General features: G+C 66.6%; 24 protein-coding genes, 1 tRNA gene and 1 pseudogene. 12 read left to right on the top strand and 14 right to left on the bottom strand.

Annotated elements, in window-relative coordinates:
* Positions 1-70: 70 nt before the first annotated feature.
* The 4 genes from AB8M46_RS10635 to mug all read right to left on the bottom strand — a co-directional run bounded on the left by AB8M46_RS10635 (position 71) and on the right by mug (position 4,099).
* Positions 71-346: a GlsB/YeaQ/YmgE family stress response membrane protein gene (locus AB8M46_RS10635; RefSeq protein WP_037334416.1), complete on the bottom strand. Its 276-nt coding sequence runs from the start codon at positions 344-346 to the stop codon at positions 71-73.
* A 124-nt stretch (positions 347-470) separates the two neighbouring features.
* Positions 471-2,315 (bottom strand): acyl-CoA dehydrogenase, encoded by a 1,845-nt coding sequence (locus AB8M46_RS10630; RefSeq protein ID WP_037334419.1) that lies wholly within the window; start codon positions 2,313-2,315, stop codon positions 471-473.
* Positions 2,316-2,464: 149 nt separating this feature from the next.
* Positions 2,465-3,265: a response regulator transcription factor gene (locus AB8M46_RS10625; RefSeq protein WP_037336170.1), complete on the bottom strand. Its 801-nt coding sequence runs from the start codon at positions 3,263-3,265 to the stop codon at positions 2,465-2,467.
* 282 nt (positions 3,266-3,547) lie between these two features.
* The gene (gene mug / locus AB8M46_RS10620; RefSeq protein ID WP_394360189.1) at positions 3,548-4,099 is read right to left on the bottom strand and encodes a G/U mismatch-specific DNA glycosylase; all 552 of its coding nucleotides are present in this window, start codon (positions 4,097-4,099) and stop codon (positions 3,548-3,550) included.
* 28 nt (positions 4,100-4,127) lie between these two features.
* On the opposite strand from mug, the gene AB8M46_RS10615 reads away from it, so the two are divergent.
* Together AB8M46_RS10615 and AB8M46_RS10610 are read left to right on the top strand one after the other, a co-directional pair.
* Entirely contained in the window at positions 4,128-4,781 is a 654-nt protein-coding gene (locus AB8M46_RS10615; RefSeq protein WP_394360188.1) for a class I SAM-dependent methyltransferase, read from the top strand.
* Between the two features lie 96 nt (positions 4,782-4,877).
* Positions 4,878-5,054 carry a hypothetical protein gene (locus tag AB8M46_RS10610; RefSeq protein ID WP_167551731.1) on the top strand — a complete coding sequence of 59 codons (177 nt, stop codon included), beginning with the start codon at positions 4,878-4,880 and terminating at the stop codon, positions 5,052-5,054.
* Here AB8M46_RS10610 and AB8M46_RS10605 read toward each other — a convergent pair.
* Positions 4,995-5,642, bottom strand: a complete 648-nt coding sequence (locus AB8M46_RS10605) for a VanZ family protein (RefSeq protein WP_394360187.1) — start codon at positions 5,640-5,642, stop codon at positions 4,995-4,997. The two genes, AB8M46_RS10610 and AB8M46_RS10605, sit on opposite strands and share 60 nt — an antisense overlap.
* A gap of 150 nt (positions 5,643-5,792) precedes the next feature.
* On the opposite strand from AB8M46_RS10605, the gene AB8M46_RS10600 reads away from it, so the two are divergent.
* The 3 genes from AB8M46_RS10600 to AB8M46_RS10590 all read left to right on the top strand — a co-directional run bounded on the left by AB8M46_RS10600 (position 5,793) and on the right by AB8M46_RS10590 (position 8,532).
* Positions 5,793-6,278: a GNAT family N-acetyltransferase gene (locus AB8M46_RS10600; protein WP_394360186.1), complete on the top strand. Its 486-nt coding sequence runs from the start codon at positions 5,793-5,795 to the stop codon at positions 6,276-6,278.
* Between the two features lie 120 nt (positions 6,279-6,398).
* The gene (locus AB8M46_RS10595; RefSeq protein ID WP_394360877.1) at positions 6,399-8,084 is read left to right on the top strand and encodes a bifunctional metallophosphatase/5'-nucleotidase; all 1,686 of its coding nucleotides are present in this window, start codon (positions 6,399-6,401) and stop codon (positions 8,082-8,084) included.
* Positions 8,085-8,193: 109 nt separating this feature from the next.
* Positions 8,194-8,532 (top strand): MmcQ/YjbR family DNA-binding protein, encoded by a 339-nt coding sequence (locus AB8M46_RS10590; RefSeq protein ID WP_394360185.1) that lies wholly within the window; start codon positions 8,194-8,196, stop codon positions 8,530-8,532.
* Here the strand turns inward: AB8M46_RS10590 and AB8M46_RS10585 are convergent.
* Both AB8M46_RS10585 and AB8M46_RS10580 read right to left on the bottom strand, forming a co-directional pair.
* Entirely contained in the window at positions 8,529-9,056 is a 528-nt protein-coding gene (locus tag AB8M46_RS10585; protein WP_394360184.1) for a GNAT family N-acetyltransferase, read from the bottom strand. The two genes, AB8M46_RS10590 and AB8M46_RS10585, sit on opposite strands and share 4 nt — an antisense overlap.
* Positions 9,057-9,090: 34 nt before the next feature.
* The gene (locus tag AB8M46_RS10580; protein ID WP_394360183.1) at positions 9,091-9,483 is read right to left on the bottom strand and encodes a nitroreductase/quinone reductase family protein; all 393 of its coding nucleotides are present in this window, start codon (positions 9,481-9,483) and stop codon (positions 9,091-9,093) included.
* Positions 9,484-9,519: 36 nt separating this feature from the next.
* Here AB8M46_RS10580 and AB8M46_RS10575 point away from each other — a divergent pair, with 36 nt between their 5' ends.
* Together AB8M46_RS10575 and AB8M46_RS10570 are read left to right on the top strand one after the other, a co-directional pair.
* Positions 9,520-9,921, top strand: coding sequence for a DUF4279 domain-containing protein (locus AB8M46_RS10575; protein ID WP_016338169.1), 402 nt, complete (start codon positions 9,520-9,522; stop codon positions 9,919-9,921).
* Positions 9,922-9,982: 61 nt separating this feature from the next.
* A complete protein-coding gene (locus AB8M46_RS10570; protein WP_394360182.1) occupies positions 9,983-10,636 on the top strand; it encodes a hypothetical protein in 654 nt (217 codons plus the stop codon).
* 3 nt (positions 10,637-10,639) lie between these two features.
* Here the strand turns inward: AB8M46_RS10570 and AB8M46_RS10565 are convergent, their stop codons facing one another.
* The 3 genes and pseudogenes from AB8M46_RS10565 to AB8M46_RS10555 all read right to left on the bottom strand — a co-directional run.
* A complete protein-coding gene (locus tag AB8M46_RS10565) occupies positions 10,640-11,134 on the bottom strand; it encodes a GNAT family N-acetyltransferase (RefSeq protein WP_125732992.1) in 495 nt (164 codons plus the stop codon).
* Between the two features lie 27 nt (positions 11,135-11,161).
* The gene (locus AB8M46_RS10560; RefSeq protein ID WP_394360181.1) at positions 11,162-11,677 is read right to left on the bottom strand and encodes a hypothetical protein; all 516 of its coding nucleotides are present in this window, start codon (positions 11,675-11,677) and stop codon (positions 11,162-11,164) included.
* A gap of 130 nt (positions 11,678-11,807) precedes the next feature.
* Positions 11,808-12,014 (bottom strand): annotated as a pseudogene (locus AB8M46_RS10555) (YdcF family protein); the annotation flags it as partial.
* Positions 12,015-12,653: 639 nt separating this feature from the next.
* Here AB8M46_RS10555 and AB8M46_RS10550 point away from each other — a divergent pair.
* A complete protein-coding gene (locus AB8M46_RS10550) occupies positions 12,654-13,646 on the top strand; it encodes a hypothetical protein (protein ID WP_394360180.1) in 993 nt (330 codons plus the stop codon).
* Positions 13,647-13,678: 32 nt separating this feature from the next.
* On the opposite strand, the gene AB8M46_RS10545 is transcribed toward AB8M46_RS10550, so the two are convergent.
* A complete protein-coding gene (locus AB8M46_RS10545) occupies positions 13,679-14,326 on the bottom strand; it encodes a YdcF family protein (RefSeq protein ID WP_394360179.1) in 648 nt (215 codons plus the stop codon).
* Between the two features lie 65 nt (positions 14,327-14,391).
* Positions 14,392-14,462, bottom strand: a tRNA-Gly gene (locus tag AB8M46_RS10540).
* A 110-nt stretch (positions 14,463-14,572) separates the two neighbouring features.
* Here AB8M46_RS10540 and AB8M46_RS10535 point away from each other — a divergent pair.
* Together AB8M46_RS10535 and dcd are read left to right on the top strand one after the other, a co-directional pair.
* The gene (locus AB8M46_RS10535) at positions 14,573-15,778 is read left to right on the top strand and encodes an oxygenase MpaB family protein (protein WP_394360178.1); all 1,206 of its coding nucleotides are present in this window, start codon (positions 14,573-14,575) and stop codon (positions 15,776-15,778) included.
* A 13-nt stretch (positions 15,779-15,791) separates the two neighbouring features.
* Positions 15,792-16,373, top strand: a complete 582-nt coding sequence (gene dcd / locus AB8M46_RS10530; RefSeq protein WP_016338162.1) for a dCTP deaminase — start codon at positions 15,792-15,794, stop codon at positions 16,371-16,373.
* On the opposite strand, the gene AB8M46_RS10525 is transcribed toward dcd, so the two are convergent.
* Positions 16,370-17,557: an FAD-dependent oxidoreductase gene (locus tag AB8M46_RS10525; RefSeq protein WP_394360177.1), complete on the bottom strand. Its 1,188-nt coding sequence runs from the start codon at positions 17,555-17,557 to the stop codon at positions 16,370-16,372. The two genes, dcd and AB8M46_RS10525, sit on opposite strands and share 4 nt — an antisense overlap.
* Positions 17,558-17,630: 73 nt before the next feature.
* On the opposite strand from AB8M46_RS10525, the gene AB8M46_RS10520 reads away from it, so the two are divergent.
* Together AB8M46_RS10520 and AB8M46_RS10515 are read left to right on the top strand one after the other, a co-directional pair.
* Entirely contained in the window at positions 17,631-18,089 is a 459-nt protein-coding gene (locus AB8M46_RS10520; RefSeq protein ID WP_394360176.1) for a MarR family winged helix-turn-helix transcriptional regulator, read from the top strand.
* Between the two features lie 121 nt (positions 18,090-18,210).
* Positions 18,211-18,903 carry a CAP domain-containing protein gene (locus AB8M46_RS10515; RefSeq protein ID WP_394360175.1) on the top strand — a complete coding sequence of 231 codons (693 nt, stop codon included), beginning with the start codon at positions 18,211-18,213 and terminating at the stop codon, positions 18,901-18,903.
* Here AB8M46_RS10515 and AB8M46_RS10510 read toward each other — a convergent pair.
* Complete coding sequence (locus AB8M46_RS10510; protein ID WP_394360174.1) at positions 18,897-19,892, bottom strand: cation diffusion facilitator family transporter; 996 nt, start codon at positions 19,890-19,892, stop codon at positions 18,897-18,899. The genes AB8M46_RS10515 and AB8M46_RS10510 overlap by 7 nt on opposite strands.
* Positions 19,893-19,907: the final 15 nt, after the last annotated feature.

The raw sequence follows: 19,907 nt of genomic DNA, 5'->3' as shown, positions 1-19,907 counted from the left end.
CCCTCCTTCGCTGGAGAATCGAGTGAACCCACGGTGACACCGAAACCGGCTCGTCGCGCCTCAAGACCCCTTACCGGGTGACACCGCGGCGTCCGTAGAGGTTGGCGGCCAGTGTGACCCCGATCCCGGCGATGACGATCTGGGTGATGAGTTCGAGCCAGTCGAAACCCTTCGTGTCCGCGTAGCCGAGCCCGCGGGCGATCGCCGTGCCGACGAAGGCGGCGACGATACCGACGACGATGGTCAGCCAGATCGGGATGGACTGCTTGCCGGGGGCGAAGAACCTGCCGAGCACCCCGAGGATCAGGCCGACCACGATCGCCGTGATGATGCCGGTGACTGTCATTGAGACTCCTTTGCCGAGGTCTCCGCCAACGGGCGGACTCAGCACGGAAATTCCCCCGGAAATCCCCCTCGAAACCACGAAGAGCCCCCTCCGGACCGGAAAGGGCTCTTCGTCACGAAACCGTTTAGAACGCGGCTTCGGGGATCTCCATGAGGCTGTTGTCCGCGGCCTCGACGATCGCGCGACGCGACGTCAGCTCCGGCAGCACGTTCTTCGCGAAGAACGACGCCACGGCGAGCTTGCCCTCGTAGAACGGGACGTCCTTCGCCGACGCGCCCGCGTCGAGCTTGCCGATGGCGACCTCGGCGTGCTTGATGAGCTGCCAGCCGATGAGCAGGTCGCCGACCGACATCAGCAGGCGGACCGTGTGCTGGCCGACCTTGTTGATGTTCTGCGGGTCTTCCTGCGACGAGGTCAGGTAGCCGATCAGCGAGCCGAGCATGCCCTGGGTGTCCTCGAGCGCCTGCTTGAGCAGACCGCGCTCGTTCTTGAGCCGCCCGTTGCCGATCTCCGACTCGATGGTCTTCGTGATCTCCCCGGCGACGTAGGCCAGCGAAGCGCCCTTGTCGCGGACGATCTTGCGGAAGAAGAAGTCCAGCGACTGGATGGCCGTGGTGCCTTCGTACAGCGAGTCGATCTTCGCGTCACGGATGTACTGCTCGATCGGGTAGTCCTGCAGGAAGCCCGACCCGCCGAGGGTCTGCAGCGACTGCACGAGCTGCTCGGTCGCACGCTCGGACCCGACGCCCTTGACGATCGGCAGCAGCAGGTCGTTGACGCCGTGCGCGACCTTCTGCGAAGCCTCGTCGCCCTCGCCGGTCCACACCTGGTCCTGGAAGGTCGCGGTGTAGAGGTACACCGCGCGCAGGCCCTCGGCGTACGCCTTCTGCAGCATCAGCGAGCGGCGGACGTCCGGGTGGTGGGTGATGGTGACGCGCGGCGCCGCCTTGTTCAGCATGTTCGGCAGGTCCGCGCCCTGGACGCGCTCCTTGGCGTACTCGAGCGCGTTGAGGTAGCCGGTCGACAGCGTCGCGATGGCCTTCGTGCCGACCATCATGCGGGCGTACTCGATGACCTGGAACATCTGCGCGATGCCGTCGTGCACCTCGCCGAGCAGCCAGCCCTTGGCGGGGGTGCCGTGCTGGCCGAAGGTCAGCTCGCAGGTGGTGGAGGCCTTGATGCCCATCTTGTGCTCGACGTTGGTGACGAAGGCGCCGTTGCGCTCGCCCAGCTCACCGGTCTCGCCGTCGAAGTGGAACTTCGGCACGAGGAAGAGCGAAAGGCCCTTGGTACCGGGCTTGGTCTCGATGCCGGGGCCCTCGGGACGGGCCAGCACCAGGTGCATGATGTTCTCGACCATGTCGTTCTCGGCCGAGGTGATGAACCGCTTCACACCGTCGATGTGCCAGGAGCCGTCCTCCTGCTTGACGGCCTTGGCGCGGCCGGCGCCGACGTCGGAACCGGCGTCGGGCTCGGTGAGGACCATGGTGGCGCCCCAGCCGCGGTCGATCATGATCTGCGCCCAGCGCTTCTGCTCGTCGGTGCCGTTCTTGTCGACGATGCCGGCGAAGTTCGGGCCCGCCATGTACATGAACAGCGGCGCGTTGGCACCGAGGATGAGCTCGGCCGCGGCCCACTGCACGGTCGGGGGCAGGCCGAAGCCGCCCAGCTCGTTCGGCAGGCCCAGCCGCCACCATTCGCCGTCCATCAGCGCCTGGTAGCTCTTCTTGAACGACTCGGGGATCTTCACCGAGAAGGTCTTCGGGTCGTACACCGGCGGGTTGCGGTCCGCGTCGGCGTACGAGTCGGCGAGGGGACCGGAAGCGAGCTTGTTCAGCTCGGTCAGCACGCCGCGGGCGGTCTCCTCGTCGGATTCCGCGAGGACGCCCTTGCCGAGGCGGTCCTGCACGCCGAGGACCTCGAAGAGGTTGAACTCCAGGTCTCGGACGTTGCTCTTGTAGTGGCCCATTTCGTCACTCCAATGTGTTCGGCTCCCCGGCCGGGCACACGTCCCTACTCGCCGGTAACATCAGGATATTACCTGCGGGTAACCGGCGGCAAGTGAATGGCCACTGTTGTGATGTGTAAATCAGCAATTCGGGGGGCCTGGGTGCTGGTTCATCGGGGTGACGGCGCGATCGAAGCCGCGGCGGCCGGCTCGACCGGGGTGTGCGCGTCGTCGGGGTTCGCCACCAGGATGCCGGAGCGGAACGCGATCGTCACGGCGTGCGTGCGATCGCGGGCCGAAAGCTTGCGCAAGATGCTCTTGACGTGCGTCCGCACGGTTTCGACGGACAGGAACAGGATCTTCGCGATCCCGGAGTTCTCCAGCCCCTCGGCCACCAGTTGCAGGACCTGGTATTCGCGGCGGGACAGCGGCATCAGGCCGCGCGCGGTCGCCGGCTTGGGGGCGTCGCCCGGTTTCGGGAGCACGGGCTGGCGCTTCGGCCGCGCCGTCAGCGCGGCCAGCGTCGGATCGATGTAGCGGCGGTCGCTGTGCGCGCGCCGGATCGCCTCGGCCAGGTGCCGTCCGTCGGTCGCCCTCGGCACGATCGCGTGCACGCCCGCCGCGATCGCCGCGGCGAGGTACTGCTGGGTGCGGTTGGTGTCCCTGATCATCGTGATGATGACCAGCGCCGGGTCGCCGCCGCTGAGCAGCCGGGACAGATGGCAGTTCGGGTCGAGCGCCGAATCCAGCACGATGACGTCCGGTTTGAGCTGTTCGCACAGCTGGAGCGCGGCATGATGGCTCGCCGCGTGGCCGAGCCACGTCAGTCCCGGCGTGCGGTGGACCAGCGAGCTCAATCCCTCGCAGAAGATCGGGATCGGATCGACGGCGGCCACGCCGAGTCCGCGGCCGCCTGGCGACAGTCCGCCAGGCCTGCCGGCCTGCGTTCGGTTCGGCTCGATGCTTCGCATCACGGACCCCTCCGTTTTCGTGCCCGCCATCTCCGGACGAGAGGACTCGGAAGTCCATTCGGTGACCACTGCCCCCCGGCGTGGTCACCCTCGTCAACCGGTCCCCCCTGCGGGACCGGACAGAGATGACACCTCGTAACTATTACGAGTCGGTAGGTCGGAGCACGTGACGCGATATCCCCCTCATAGATGTATCGCCTCGTCGCAGCAAACTCTGCGTATCAGCTGGTTGTGGATCTCTTGCTCGAATGAGCGCGCCGGCGGGAGATCCTGACCCGTTCACTACTCAGAGTGGACTTCGGCCCGAAGGCGCCCGAACTCGTCCCCGAGCGCCGCGGGCGTCCAGTGCGCGTTCAGCCCGCTCGGATTCGGCAGTACCCAGACCCGCGCTCCGCCGATCTCGGTGTCTTGCGCGCCGATCTTCGCCTTCGGCATGCCGAACGCCGTCCGGTAGGCCGTGATCCCGACCACCGCGAGCCAGCGTGGCCGGAATTCGGCGACCCTCGCCGTGAGCAGGCGGCCGCCTTCCCGGAACTCGTCCGGCGTCAGCTCGTCGGCCCGCGCCGTCGTCCGCGCGACGACGTTCGTGATGCCGAGACCGAGGCCGAGCAGTTCCTCCTGCTCACTGGGGTCGAGCAGGCGCGGGGTGAAGCCACCGCGGTGCAGCGCGGGCCAGAACCGGTTCCCCGGCCGGGCGAAATGCAGGCCGAGGGCGCCCGAGTAGAGGCCGGGGTTGATCCCGCAGAACAACACGTCCAGATCGGGCGCGATGATGTCGTCGATGGTCTTGCCGTAGGCGGCGGCCAGCTCGTCCTTGGTCGGTTTGGTCCTCACCGGGCCAGTTTCCGGCACGCTGGCGGGTATGGAGCAGGGGGCGTTCACGGCGGACGGCTGTTCGGTGGAGGTGTACCGGCTGTTGCCGCCCGGCGACGAGCCGGGGATCGTGCACGCGGCGGTCCCGCCCGGGGCCTCGATCCTGGAGCTCGGCAGCGGCGCCGGGCGGGTCACGCACGCGTTGCTGGAGCTCGGGCATCCGGTGGTCGCGGTGGACGATTCGCCGGAGATGCTCGCCGACGTCCGTGCCGAGACGGTGTGCTCGAAGATCGAAGACCTGCGGCTCGGCCGGGTCTTCGACCTGGTGTTGCTCGGCAGCCACCTGGTCAACACCGCCTCGGAAGCCGATCGGGCGGCCTTCCTGGCCACCGCCCGCGCGCATGTCGCGCCCGGCGGGCGGGTGCTCGTCGAATGGCATCCGCCGGAGTGGTTCGACTCGGTCCGCGACGGTCAGGGCGGCACGCTCGGCGAGGTCGACGTCCGGCTCGGTCAGGTCGTCCGTGACGGCGACCTGCTCTCGGCCGTCGTGCGGTACACGGCGGGCATCCGGTGGTGGAGCCAGGCGTTCACCTGCCGACGGCTGGACCTGCAGACCCTGAAAGCCGCCCTGACCAGCGCAGACCTGACGTTCGAACGCTGGCACATCGAAGACCGGACCTGGTTCTCGGCGAGCCCTGAGTGACCTGCGACACCCACTTTCGTCTCAAGGGGTGGTCAACTCAGCACGATGTGCGTACTGTTTGTGATCTCGCACACAAGGTCGTTCCGAGGAGGCGTTTTGCAGCTCTCGCTCATCCTCGGCCTGGTCGCGTTGATCTTCGTCGTGGCCACCGTGCTGGTGATCGCGGAAGACCGGCGGGCCGCGCGGCGCGCGGCCCAGCGACGGCAGGCGAGGCTAGCGGACCTGGGCGAGGTCGACCCGCTCGCGGCGCGGAAGCTGAAGCTCGACCGTTGAGGGAACGGGCTTCCGCACGAGGCTGAGCAGCAGGGCCCCGGCGATCCAGCCGAGCATCGCGCCACCGGTGTTGTTGAGCAGGTCGTCGACGTCGAAGATCCGGTAGACGTAGGGCGCGGTGCCGAAGTTCGCGGTCAGCTGCGTGACCTCGATCAGCAGCGAAGCGGCGAAGCCGATCAGCGTCGTGCCGACGAGGCCGCGCTTCCAGAGCGTCCTGGCGAAGAAACCGAGCGGGACGAACAGCAGCACGTTCATGGTGGCCTGCTGGAAGGTCTGCGTGGTGAACCAGTCGGCCATCGGCAGCCCGTGCTTCAGCAGTTCGGTGTGGATGTCGGCGACCCACTGGAAGGGGTTCAGCTGCACGGTCTGGCTCAGCCGTTTGACACCGGGGCCGGGCAGCGGCAGGAAGGTCACCGCCACCGTCATGGTCGCGTAGAGCAGTACGGCGGCCATGACCAGGACGGGGCGAAGCCGCACTCGGCCGTGCCGCGCGTGCAGGACGATCAGCTGCGGGATCAGCACCGTCGCCCAGAGCGCGAAGAAGCCGATCAAGCCGTACTGCAGGGCGGTGACCTGTGCGTTCGTCATGACCACGACGTTATGGATCACGAGGGGTCCGCCACTTCGGTCGAAGGGCCGCGGCGGACGGGGCCGGATCGGCCGAGTGGCCGACCCCGATCTTGGCCGATCGGCGATATTCGTTCCCCGATCCGCCGCTCGACGTGGGATTCTGCCCGGATGTTGCTCGTTCGACGGCTCGTCCCTTCGGACCTCGACGTCTTCCGCGAGGTCCGCCTGCGTGCCCTGACGGACACTCCCGAGAACTACGGCTCGATCGCCGCGGCCGAAAGCGCGCAATCCGACGAGGAGTGGCTCGCGAAGCTGGTGGGCGACGTCTGGTTCGCCGCCTTCGACGACGAGCGTCCGGTCGGTCTCGTCGCCGGACGGGCGCGGGACGACGGCTGGATCCTCTACTCGATGTGGGTCGCGCCCGAAGCCCGGGGCCGGGGGCTGGGCACCCGGTTGATGGGCGAGGTGCGGTCGGCGGCCGAGGACGACGGCGCGCGCGAGGTGTGGCTGCACGTCGCGGAGGACAACGACCGGGCGCGGCGGCTGTACCTGAAGCTCGGGTTCATCGCGACGGGTGAACTGGAGCCGATGCCGAACGACGTCACCCGGCGGCGCGAACGCCTTTATTTACCGGTTACCGCCGGTAGCAGTTAATAGCTCGCGGGTACTGCTCGACGGCAGTGCGCGCGCCATGTGACGGTTGCCTATCGTCCTCCTTTTTCCTCTGGTGAAGGTCAAACCCGCAAGGCAGACTCCTCCGCCGTGCGCCCAACAATGAAGCTCTCCACCCGGCTGGCCGTCGTCGCCGGTGCCGCGCTGACCGCGCTGGCCGCCGTCGCCGCGCCCGCGTCCGCCGCGTCGGCGACCACCGACGTCCGGCTGATCACGTTCAACGACCTGCACGGCAACCTCGAACCGCCGTCCGGTTCGAGCGGCCGCGTCACGCTGCCCGACGGCAGTACCGTCAACGCTGGCGGCGCCGCCTACCTCGCGACGCACCTGAAGAAGCTTCGCGGCGAAGCGCGCAACTCGGTCGTCCTGTCGGCCGGTGACAGCATCGGCGCGTCGCCGGTGATCTCGGCGCTGTTCCACGACGAGCCGACCGTCGAGCTGCTGAACCGGCTCGGCGTCGAGGCTTCCGTGGTGGGCAACCACGAATTCGACGAGGGCCTCAAGGAACTCCGCCGGATGCAGCACGGCGGCTGCCACCCCACCGACGGCTGCCAGTTCCGCGAATCCTTCAAGGGCGCGAACTTCCCCTTCCTCGGGTCCAATGTGTACTACGAGAACGGCGTCCCGGCGTTGCTGCCGTTCAGCATCGAGGTCTCCGGCGGCGTCCCGATCGGCGTCATCGGCGCCACGCTGAAGGATCTGCCGCAGGTCGTCACCCCGGAGGCGATCAAGGGCCTCAAGTTCGGCGAAGAGGTCCAGGCCATCGACCGCACGGCCAAGCTGCTCGACTTCTTCGGGGTCAAGGCGCAGGTCGTGCTGCTGCACCAGGGCGACAACTCCGAGACCGCCGGTCCGGACGAGTGCAAGGTCAAGCCGGGTGCGGCGACCGCGATCGCGCAGAAGGTGACGTCCAAAGTGGACGCCATCTTCACCGGGCACAGCCACCAGCAGTACAACTGCGTGATCAACGATCCCGACGGCGCACCGCGTCCGGTGATCCAGGGCGCGTCGTTCGGCCGTCTGCTGTCGGTCGTCGACCTGAAGATCGACCGCCGGACCCGTGACGTCGTCCGCGGCGAGACCAAGGCGCACAACCAGATCGTCACCCGCGACGTCACCCCGGACGCCGACGTGGTGAGGCTGATCGACGAGGCGAAGACCAAGGCCGCGCCGATCGCGAACAAGGCCGTCGGCACCATCACCGCGGACCTGGTCGCCAAGGGCGCGGCGTCCGGTGAGTCGCCGCTGGGCGACGTCATCGCCGACGCCCAGCTCGAAGCCACGAAGTCGAACGGCGCGCAGATCGCGATGACCAACCCGGGCGGTATCCGCACGGACTTCACCTACGCGTCGTCGCCCGCCGGCGAAGGCGACGGTGTCGTGACCTACGGCGAGGCGTTCGCCGTGCAGCCGTTCGCGAACATCATGCAGACGATCACGCTCACCGGCGCGAACCTGAAGAACGTGCTCGAACAGCAGTGGCAGGCCAACGGCGTCGTGCGCACGCTGCAGATCTCGAAGTCGCTGAAGTACTCGTACTCGGCGTCGGCGGCACAGGGTTCGCGCGTTTCGAACCTGACGCTCGACGGCGCGCCGATCGACCCGGCGGCGTCGTACCGCGTTTCGGTGAACAACTTCCTCGCCGCAGGCGGGGACGGCTTCACCGAGTTCACGAAGGGGACCAACCTGTCGGGTGGTCCGGTGGATCTGGACGCGCTGATCGCGTACTTCGGGGCGCACCCTGGCATCGCTCCGCCGCCCGCGGACCGGATCACCGTCCTGCCGTAGCTCCCGCGAGTGTCATGAAAGGGCCGTTCCTGACGTTTTTCGTCCTGAACGGCCCTTTCATGACGTCAACGGGGTGGTTTTGTCAGTGACCCAGGGCACAATGTCCGCCATGACGACCTGGGAAGAAGTCGTGGCTCTGGCGGGCAGGTTGCCGGAGGTCGAGGAGTCCACGTCGTACCGCACGCCGTCGCTCAAGGTCGCGGGCAAGAACTTCGCCCGGCTGCGCACCGAGGCCGAGGGCGGTCTGATGCTGCTGTGCGAGCACGCGGAGAAGGAGGCCCTGCTGGCTTCCGGCGACCCCGCGTACTTCACCACGCCGCATTACGACGGCTACGGCGCGATCCTCGTCGACCTCGAGAAGGTCGAGAAGACGCAGTTGAGTGAACTCATCGAGGAGGCCTGGCGGATGAAGGCACCCGCCAGGCTCACGAAAGGACTGAACGACTAGCGGAGTTCCCCTTCGAGCAGGCTCATCAGGTACTCGTCGTGCCACTGGCCGTTCTGGCCGCGGAACGACTGCCGATGCCTGCCGTCCACCTGGAACCCGAGCTTCTTGTAGATGTGGATCGCGGCCTCGTTGTCGACCACGACCCACAGCGCGATCATGTGCAGCCGCATCATGTCGAAGCCGTAGCGGCAGAGCGTGCGCATGGCGTCGGTGCCGTAGCCGCCGCCCCAGTGGTCCTTCTCGCCGAGGTAGATGTCGAGTTCCGCGCGGCCCTGCTCCGGGGTGGCGTCGCGCAGGGTGCAGGTGCCGATCAAGGTGCCGACGGCGAGGCTCTCGATCGCGAAATCCACCTGGCTGAAGCTGTTGGGTTTCCGGTGGGTGAAGCGTTCGCGGATCTGGGCGAGGGATTCCGGATGGTCCGCGGGCAGCCAGCGCGTGACCTCCGGGTCGTTGTGCCAGCGCCACAGCGTGTCCGAGTCCTCGGGTTCCAGCGGGCGCAAGCGGATCAGTTCACCGGTCAGCATCGTCCATCCCAAGATCGGTATCGGACTTTCCAGACTATTGGGCGACACCCTTGAGCAGCCACCGCTTAACGGGGACTTCCAGCAGCACTCTGGCGCCGAACGGGGCGATCTCCACTCCGGCCGCCCAGCCGTCGTACTTCGCCGCCAGGGCCGCGAGGACGTCTTCGCGCAGAGCCCCTCGATGGACGCGCGCCACGCCTTCGGCGACAGCCGGAGCGTCGCCGTCTTCAAGTGCGAGGCTGACCCGCGGATCGCCGTCGATGTTGCGCACCTTGACGTTCCGCTCGCCGCTCCCGATCCAGAAGACGTCGTCGAGATACACGAACCACACCGGCGTGACGTGCGGCGATCCGTTCCTGCGGAGCGTGCACAACCAGGCGTTGCGCTCCCGGGCGAGCCGTTCGATAAGCGATTGATCACGTTTCATCTGGTCAGCCTGCCCGAAAGCTAGGGTGCCGGGCGTATGAAGGTCCACCAGTACTGCTACTTCGCCTTGAAGAGCGAAACCGTGTCCGCCGGGGAGATCACCGCGCGGCTCGGCATGGAGCCCGACGAGGTGCTGGTACTGGGTTCGCGGTCCGCCGAACACCGGTTGCCGCGGATGCACGCCTGGAAGGTGACGCATCGCGGTTCGGAACCGGTCGACGACCAGATCGAGAGCGTGATCGGCAGGCTCGCCCCGGTCCGCCCGGAAATCCGGCGGCTGGTGGACGAAGGCGTGAGCGCGGTGCTGCAGGTGGTGCGCTACTTCCATCACCGTGACGGCGGCGAGGAATTCGGCTGGCACCTCTCGCCCGCCGTGATCGCGTTCCTCACCGAAGCGGCGGCCGCGCTCGACGTCGACGAGTACGACCTCAGCGAATGAGCTTCCGCCGGTCGTGGTGGGATGGTGCCCCACAGCCGGACAACCCCGTTGGGAGCCCAGCATGTCGAGCGAGAACTGGCCGATGAGTCAGGATCCCGAGTCGCCGGTGATCATCTCCCGGTCGCTGGTGGAGGATCCGTCGAACCTCGCGTTCGTCGTCCTGGACGACGACGGCGACTGGTTCATCAGCGACGGCAACGAGTTCTCCGAGAACATGGAGGAGAACAAGGACGCGTTCGGCGCGCTGCCCCTGCGGGACGCGGTGGAGCTCATCCCGGAGATCGCCGCGCTGGCCGGCCTCCCCACCGGCATGGCCGCCGACTGGGACCCGGAGCGGCGCACATGGCTGCTCAGTTCGGTCGCCGACTCGGACGACGACGAGGAAGACCTCCTGGTGCGCGCCGCCCGCCTCGCCGCGTGGACGCATCCCGGCTCGCCGCTGGAAGAAGTCCAGGTGAGCACCGAACTCGCCGAGATCTCCACCGACCCCGCCGCCCCGGCGCGCGCCGTCCGCCAGGTCGTCCGCGAGGCGGACGGAAGTTGGCTGCTCGTCGGCTTCCAGGTCCCGGAGAGCGAGGATTTCGAGGTCGAAGCCCTCGAAATGGAACACGCCGTCACGCTGTATCCCGACGTCGCGCTGGTGCTGAGCGCCGCGCCCGGCCAGGTGTACGACCGGCCGAGCGCCGACGCCCCTTGGGAACTCGTCGAAGGCTGACGCTCAGCCTCGGCCGAAGTCGCAGTACATGACGTGCAACCCGATGCGCCCCAGCGTCGGGTGCTCGAACGCGCCCGGCACCGTCCCGACGATCTCGAACCCGAGCCGTTCGTAGATCCGGATCCCGGCCGCGTTCGACTCGGCGACCGCGTTGAACTGCATCCCCGCGAAACCCCGTTCCCTGGCCCAATCCAGGGCATCCGCGCACAGCGCGCCACCGATGCCCTTGCCGCGAACGTCCTTGTCCACCATGAAACTGGCCGTCGCCACATGGGACCCGGGCCCGCCGCGGTTCGGCCCCATCTTGGCGGTACCGAGCACGCGGCCACCCTCGACCGCGACCACCGTCCGGCCAGGCGGCGTCTCGACCCAGGTGCCGCGGGCGTCGTCCTCGGTGAGGTTCGGGTCGTAGGTGTACGTGTCCGCCGCCCGCACGACTTCGCGCACGATCGGCCAGACCTGTGCCCAGTCGTCTTGGGTGAACTCCCGGATTTCCATACCTGGCACGGTAACGACGCTGGGAAGTCAATAACCGGTCCGGCGGTTCCGGCGCCACCGCCAGGCGAAGCCGGAGAGCAAGAGCAGGCCGGCGACCGTCAAACCCGAGCCGATCCAGATCCGCGTCGAGCCGGATTCCCGCTCGACACGGACTTCCGGCGGCAACCCGGCCGCGATCCCGTCGATCCTGTCCTGGACCGAACGATGGTCGAAGACGCTCAGCTCGCCGTCTTCCGCCAACGTGGCCAGCCAGCGGCGAATGTCGTCGTTCTGCTCGCGGGAGAAACCGGGGAACTCGAGCGCGGCGTCCCGCAGCACTCCCGGACCCATGCACCTGAGCGGTTCCCCAGTGGACGAGTCGAGATACTGGCCCGTCGCCCCGCATTCGTCACCCGCCTTGGCGAAAACGACGGTGTACGGCCCCGGGGTGCTGCCGGTGTTCAAGCCGACGATGAGGAAGATTCCGCCGACCAGGAGGAGGGGAAGGATCAGCGACCCGGCCAGCACGGTCAGCAAGGCCGCGGCCGTACTGTCGCTCGGCATTTTCCGCACGGTGCAGAAGGTAATCGCGGGGCGCGGGACGGGTCCCCGGCTTCGGCTCAGGTCGTGACAGGGCCGGTGACGCGTGACTGTGTGGATTTTGGGACGTCAGATGTCCCGAAATCCACACAATCACGGCGAAACCACGCTCGGCGTAGACGGTGATCCGTTGCGTATCACCGACAAGCATGTTGATCACCCGGTTCACATCGCCAATGCTCGCGACGTAGTCATCCAGCGGCAACGGCCGGGAAGCGCAGATGAGGTCCACCCCAGGCCATAGCTTCCTGCAGGTCGCGTAAGCCCGCCGCTGTTGGTACGGCCGAGAGATGAGAACGACCAAAATCGCACGTGGGGCGCAGACGTCGTCCGGCAGGGTCGCGGCCATCATAGGGGCCCAAATCGAAAGCCCCAGGTCCTAAGTGGATATCCACTGGCCTGGGGCTTCGCGTGAGAGCGGATGACGGGAATCGAACCCGCGTATTCAGCTTGGGAACCAAGGGTGCTCATACTGGAAGGCCCTGACCTGCGGACGATGCTTGCTCGGGTGGCCACGATTGACCGTGGCTGACCCCCTGAATGGCCCAACGTTCCCCTGTCTCCACCTGCGTCTTTGTGCCTGTTTGCTCCGCTTCCCTCGCCCCTGCCATCTCTAGCGCCGGGCCGGTCGTGTCAAGGCACGCTTTCCCGCCTTGATGCGGGCGACACGGTGTTAGGCGCTGAGCAGCGAGGGACACCCGGTGACCACTGCCACGCGGTCAGGTGGGTCGGATGATCTGACGTCATGTTCCATGGGTCTCCGGTAGCGGCGGCGCGCTGTGCGGTGCTGCCTCGTCGGCGGGCTCGCCCGGCGTCCGCCATGGGACGGAGCCCGCCGTACGGGCGGTGACGTGCGCGCCGCCGCTGGCGGCGCCTTGACCCCATAGAGCCAAGTCCGGCAGGTGTGTAACTTGTATGCCTCAGTCGGCGACTCAACTGCATGACCCAAGATGACTCGTCGGATAAGGCCGGTAAGGACGCTGTCTCGCCGGACCCCGTTAAAGTGGTGGACGCGAAAGCGGAGTCAGGCGAATCGGGTCCCGCTGGCCTGGCTTGGGTGACGAAGTTGAGGCGTGGTGCCGCATTCTTGCTGGTGGTACTTCTCGTGCTATTGGCGATGTTAAGCTACCGGTGGTCTGCATTTGAAATCTGCCGCGATACTGCGGCTGCCAACTCGTCAGTTGTGACTTTATGCAATCCGTGGGCGACTCAAGATCTAGTCCCATTTATTGTTTTGGTTGGCTTTCTGCTATTGCCGGATTTGTCTGAGTTGAACATATTTAACCTGATAAGCATAAAAAGAGAGGTAAAGTCCGCAAAGGCTGAGGCTGAAGTGATCAAGGCGCGCCAGGAGGCTCTAGAGGTTAGATTTGCTTCTGCCGTCTCGCAAGTTTCGTCCCAGCAAACAAGTGTGGTCAGTCATAGTCACTTTTATAATGATCAGCGCGCTTCGGAACTGCCTGGCTTGATAGACAAGAAGGTTCACGATATTGACGAGCGACACGGTGATTCGACCAGCGATGATCCGGTTAATGGTGGGCAACACGATGAGTGGACGCCTGATCGTGAAACAGATTCCGTTGAGTCTCGCGATCGCGTTTCATCTGCAGAGTCGAATGGATCTACCGATGCTGGCGGCGTGTCGCTTGACATGATAACTGACGATGTGTTAAAGCTGGGCATACTGAACAACTGGGAGCAGCTTTCGGAGAGTTTACAGCTGGGGTCATACTACCGAATTAGTCAAGATGGTTTCACGCCAGCTCGTCGCAGATTTCTTGATTTATTCAAAGAGGAAATTGGTACGGTTGGAGCGGTTCGTAATAGTATTGCTCATGCTAAACCTGTTTCAAGGGAAGATCTCATTGGTGCGTATGACGCGGTTCGTCAACTTAACAAAATTTGGAGAGAATCTGCCGCAACTCTTGGTTGACTTGTTAGGAATAAATGATTCCCGCTCGAGAGTCAAAGCAGTCTCTTTGTGAATCCCTGCCTTATCAATTGGGTGTAAGATTCTTTGACTGTTGCAGGAACTTCCTGGGCAATCGCGAAACCGCGTTCCGCGTAGACGGTGATCCGTTGCGTATCACCGACAAGCATGTTGATCACCCGGTTCACATCGCCAATGCTCGCGACGTAGTCATCCAGCGGCAACGGCCGGGAAGCGCAGATGACGTCCACCCCGGGCCATAGCTTCCTACAGGTCGCGTAAGCCCGCCGCTGTTGATACGGCCGAGAGATGAGAACGACCGACCCGACCTCGATGCCGCGTGACTCCAACAGTGCGCGAGTGAGCGTGATGTTGTCCCCGGTGTTCCGCGCCTCGGTCTCGACCAAGATCGCGTCATCCGGCACGCCCAAGTCAAGCGCGTGTTCGCGGTAGTGCACCGCCTCGCCGCGCGGGAAGCGTTCGACGGTGGTCGGCGCGTTGGCCCCGGTGAAGACGACGAGCGGGAACATCCCGGCATGGAACAGTTCCGCGGCACAGGTGGCGACGCCGAGGTCGTGGCTGCCGAGTCCGATCCCGACGTCGGCGGGCCGGAGTTCGTGCCGCATGTCGTGGTAGTCCCAGAGCGTCTGGACGTCGTGGCGGAGGTCGTCCGGCAAGGTCATAGGACTCCAAAGCGAAAGCCCCAGGTCCACAGTGGACATCCACTGACCTGGGGCTTTCGCATGAGAGCGGATGACGGGAATCGAACCCGCGTATTCAGCTTGGGAAGCTGATGTTCTACCATTGAACTACATCCGCAGTGCTCGGCCAGCATACATGGCCCGGATCTCTCCTTGCCAAGACCCCGCCCATCTTGACGTCGCCGCCGAAAGTGACAACACTTGTTGTCTACCTCGGAGGTGATCCGGATGGGCGAGCGGCTGCCTGACCCCGAACTGTTCCGTCAAGGCGGGTTCCGGGTCGCGTCGAGGTTGTTCATCGAGGGCGACATCAGGGGCGACGAGCGCCAGGTCGCCCGGTTGCGGCAGTTCGCGCAGTGCGAGGACCCGGCGGCCGACGTGCTGGTGCCGCTGCTGCGAAAGGGCGCGCAGCCCCAGTTCGAACAGGCGCTGCGTCAAGGCATCGACAGTGTCGAGAGTCCGCCGGAAGAGCTCGAAGCCTTCTTTCGCAACGTCGAGGCGACGCCGTACTGGGTCGACCGGGACCGCCTTGACCGCGGAGCGCGGGCGATCACGCGTGCCGGGTTGCTCGGGCTCTTCCCGCTCGGCGACGTCTCGTTGATGGGCGGCTATCTCGCTTCGCGCGCCACGAAGTCGCTCGTCGGCACCGGCGAGATCGAGTACAAGGCGGCACGACGTCTCGTCGAGACGGCGACGTGGTGGATCCACGTGACGACACCGGGCGCGCTGGTGCCCGGCGGGCGCGGGTACGAGTCCGCGTTGCGGGTGCGGATCGTGCACGCCCACGTCCGCGCGGCCATGAACCGCCGCAAGGATTGGGATTACGCGGCCTGGGACAGGCCGGTCAACCAGGTCCAGACCGCGGGCACGCTCCTGCTCTTCTCCCTCGTCTACGTCTTCGGCACGCAACTGCTCGGGCTCCGCTACAGCGCCCGCGAGCGCGCCGACATCCTGCATCTTTGGCGCTATGTCGGCTGGCTGATGGGCGTCGACGAGGAACTCCTGCCCGCCGGCGAGGACGACGCCTGGCGGCTGCTGTGGCTGCTCGCGACCACCGAGTTCATTCCCGACGACGATTCCAAACGGCTCGCCGCGGCCCTCATGAAGGCCCACGCCGGGATCGGTGACGGCCGCGGCGCGCTCGGCAAGGTCCTCGCACACGTGTCGGTCGCGGGGCACGGCGCGATCAGCAGGCTCCTGCTCGGCAAGACCAACGCCGACTTCCTCGAACTGCCCGACGATCCGATCGCCCAGGCGGCCGTGGTCGCGGCGGCCGGGGTCAACTTCGCCGCCGAGACGGTGCGGCGGGTGGTGCCCGGCGCGACGGCGCTCCAGGAGCTGATCGGGGCGGCCGGCCGTCGCCACTATCTACGGCAGGTGACCAAGGTGTTCGGGCTCGACCCGACCTACGGCAGGCACATGAAGGCCGCTTGACTACGCTGATCGCGTGCTCCTCAGCGACCGTGACCTCCGTAAAGAGCTCGACGCAGGCCGTCTCGGCGTCGACCCGTTCGACCCGACGATGGTCCAGCCGTCGAGCATCGACGTGCGACTCGACCGCTTCTTCCGCGTGTTCGACAACAGCAAGTACACGCATATCGACCCGCAGCTGCAGCAGGACGAGCTGACTTCGCTGGTCGAGAAGGAGGGCGAAGACCCCTTCGTCCTCCACCCCGGCGAGTTCGTCCTCGGCTCCACCTACGAGACCGTCACGCTCGCCGACGACCTCGCCGGCCGCCTGGAGGGCAAGTCCTCCCTCGGCCGCCTCGGCCTGCTGACGCACTCCACCGCGGGCTTCATCGACCCCGGCTTCTCCGGCCACATCACCCTTGAGCTGTCGAACGTCGCCAACCTGCCGATCACGCTCTGGCCGGGTATGAAGATCGGCCAGCTCTGCATCTTCCGCCTGTCCAGCGCGGCGGAGTTCCCGTACGGCTCGAACGAGGCCGGTTCGCGATACCAGGGGCAGCGGGGCCCGACCCCGAGCCGCGCGTACAAGAACTTCCACCGCGTCGACACCTGGCGCTAAGAAGCGACTGGGGCTTCCCAATCGATCCGATGCCGCCACATGAAGGCGTTCGGATCCTCCGCCGGCGGGTTCTTGAACGCCCGCGCGAGGAAGAGGTCCCGGATCACCCGCCCGACGGGCCCGACCGCCTTGTCGTCGCCGTTGCGCTTGCCGCGCTCGACGACGGCCTCGACGCGCTCGCGCCGCAGGCCTTCGTAGACGGCGAGCGCCTTCGGGATCGAGGGCACGTCACGCAGGCATCGCGCCAGCGTGACGGCGTCCTCGATGGCCATCGCGGCGCCCTGCCCGGCCGCGGGTGAGGTCGCGTGCGCGGCGTCGCCGATGATGACCATCCGGGCCGTCCGCCAGGTCGGCACGCTCGGGAAGTCGTACGTCGCCCACGGCCGGTAGATCTCGCGCGTCGCGCGCACGATCTCGACGGCCGGGGTGCGGTCCACCGCCAGCCCTCGGATCAGGTCCTCGCGCCAGGTGGCCGTCACGGTGAGGTCGGACGGCGACGGCTCACGCTTCCGGGGGACGTTCGCGAACCACCAGACACCCCCGGCAGGGTGGACGACGTGGGCGAAGAACAGCCGCTTGCCGAACGTCATGTGCATGACGCCGGGTTCGTCGTCCAGCCGCAGGCCTTCGGCCAGCCCGCCCGTGTTCAGCAGCGGCACGTAGCGCGGTGACGGCGCCTTCGGGTCGATGATCGTCCGCACCCGCGAGCGGAGCCCGTCCGCGCCGATCAGCAGGTCGCCTTCGGCCGATGAGCCGTCTTCGAAGGTCGCGAGGACGCCGTCGCCGGTCTCGCGCGCGTCGGCCAAACGTTTGCCGTAGTGGATCTCGATGCCGCGTCTGACGGCTTCGTCGCGTAGGCCGATGTACAGCTCGGAGCGCAGCACGGTCTGGCTCACGGTGCCGTCCTCGAGCGCCCCGCCGAGGGCGAAATCCGCCAGTTCACGTCCGTCGCCGAGATGCATCTTTATCCGTGGCGTATCGAATCCCAGGCTCTTGACCAGGCTTTTCAGTCCCAGCGGCGCCAGTGCGTCGAGGCCGTTCACCGCCAGGGTCAGGAACGCGCCGACCCCTTCGGCGGTCCGGTCGTACGCCTCGTGGATCACCGGCTCGTGGCCCGTCTCGTGCAGTGCGATCGCCGTGATCGTGCCCGCGATACCCCCGCCGGCGATCAGTACCTTCGCCATATCGTTCACCCCATCGAATCTCTTAGGAACTAATTCGTTCTATCGAACTAAAGACTCCGCTAGGCTGGTCGATGTGTCAAGCGAGCGAGCGGAACTGGTCGAGCGGATCCTCAACGGGTCGCGCGCGCTGTCGACGGAGACGGTCATGTTCCACACGGCCATCGCCGAGCTGAGCGGACTTTCGGCCGTCGAAAGCAAGGTGACCGATTACCTCGCCCGCTTCGGACCGCAGACGCCGAAAGCCCTTTCGCAGCTGTCGGGGCTCGCGCCGGCGTCGATCACCGCGCTCATCGACAGGCTCGAAGGCAAGGGGATCGTCACCCGGAAGCCGCATCCCGAGGATCGGCGAAAGGTCCTGATCGAGATCGACGCGGCGAGGATGGCCTCCGCCGCGCCGCTGTGGGATCACCTGGTGAAGTCGGTCCGCGAGGCCTGCGAGAACTACACGGACGACGAGCTGAAGACCGTGATCCGGTTCCTCGCCGACGCGGCGGCGATCACGCACGACTCCACGGGCCGCCTCAGCCGCTGACCGGTATTACTACTTTCGGGGGTATTGCCGTAACCAGTTCGTGATAGTTTTCGGCCCCGTGTCCCCCAATAGAACACGAAGCCGGTTACTGCTTGTCACGCTGAGCGTCCTGCTGGGTGGGGTGATCGCCAGTGCGAGCTACCTGATGGTGACCGATCGGTTCCAGGGCACCGCGCTGAGCAATCTCTCACTCAGCGTCCCCGACACGAAGGGCAGACCGGGCGACGCCCTCGCGAAGCCGCCTGCCTACTTCGGTCAGACGTCCTCTCCGGCGCCTGAGGGTTCCGCGCCTGGCTCGGCCGCTCCGACGTCGTCCTCGGCGGCTCCCACGTCGTCCACCGCCCCGCCCAGCTCGTCCTCCGCCGCGGCCGAGCCGCCCGCGAAGTCTTCCGAGGCTCTCAAGCCCGCTTCGAGCAAGGCTCCGGAGCCGCCCCGTTCGCAGGACAGCTCGCTCGCCGGGCAGGTCATCGACCTCGTCAACGCCGAGCGCGCCGACGCGGGCTGCTCGCCGGTGAGCAACGAGTCGCATCTCGCCGCCGCCGCGCAGGGCCACAGCGACGACATGTCCGCGCGGAACTACTTCTCGCACACCACGCCGGAAGGCGTCACGTTCGACCAGCGCATCCGGGCCGCCGGCTACGACAAGCCGGGCGCCGAGAACATCGCCAAGGGCCAGTCGAGCGCCGCCAAGGTGATGGACGCCTGGATGAACTCCGAGGGCCACCGCGCGAACATCCTCAACTGCAAGCTGAAGAAGATCGGCGTCGGCGTCAACACCAAGGGCATGTACTGGACGCAGAACTTCGGCTACTGACCCTTGTCCCACCGTTCGGCGATGTCGCCGTAGCGGGCCAGCACGGCCGCGCGCAGTTCGGCGTCCGTGCGCGGGACCGGTTCGATGAACACCTCGGTGACGTCGCCGAAGGTCCCGGTCAGCTCGGTCGCCATCCGGACGCAGGCGCGTTCGACGTCCGCCGCGCCGAGTGCATCGTCGAAGTCGACGCGGGCGCAGACGAGTACCTGATCGGTGCCCATGAGCATGGTCTGCAGGTCGACGACGGCCTCGATCTCCGGCGCGTTCCTCAGGTGCTCCCGCACCCCGCGCACCAGCCGGGGATCCGCCTGCCTGCCGATCAGCAGGCCGCGGTTGGTCCGCCCGAGCACGTAGGCGACCAGCGCCAGCAGGATCCCGATCGCGATCGACGCCGCGCCGTCCCAGACGTGCGAGCCGGTGAGCTGGTGCAGCCCGATCCCGGCGAACGCGAGCAGCAGGCCGATCAGCGCGGCCGAGTCTTCGAACAGGACGGTCTTCGGCGCCGGGTCGTCGATCATCCTCAGGTAGACCGAGACCTTCTGGCCGGAGTCGGCGGCGTCGCGGCGCACCTGCCGCACGGCCTGGAACCAGGAGACTGATTCGAGGGCGAACGCGATCGCGAGGACGATGTAGCCGACGATCGGATCGGTCTGCTCGGTCGCCTCGCCGAAGACCGTCGAGAAGCCTTCGTAGAGCGCGAACATCGCGCCGGAGGAGAAGATCGACACCGCGGCGAGCAGCGACCAGAAGTACCGCTCCTTGCCGTAGCCGAAGGGATGGACACGGTCGGCGGGGCGATCCGACCGTTTCAGCGCGGTCAGCAGGAGCACCTCGGTGATCGTGTCAGCCACCGAATGCGCGGCCTCCGACAGCATCGCGCCGGAGCCGGTGATGATCCCGGCGATCAGTTTCAGCACGGCGATGGCGAGGTTGACCCCACCCGCCAGCACCACGGTCAGCGTGCTTTCGTCACCGGATTCTTCACTCACCTCGCGTAGCGTAGT

The organism is Amycolatopsis sp. SB7-3, from assembly GCF_041021335.1.
Taxonomy (GTDB): domain Bacteria; phylum Actinomycetota; class Actinomycetes; order Mycobacteriales; family Pseudonocardiaceae; genus Amycolatopsis; species Amycolatopsis japonica.
The sequence above is the reverse complement of the archived record's forward strand: the minus strand, read 5'-3'. Positions and strand labels throughout refer to the sequence as shown.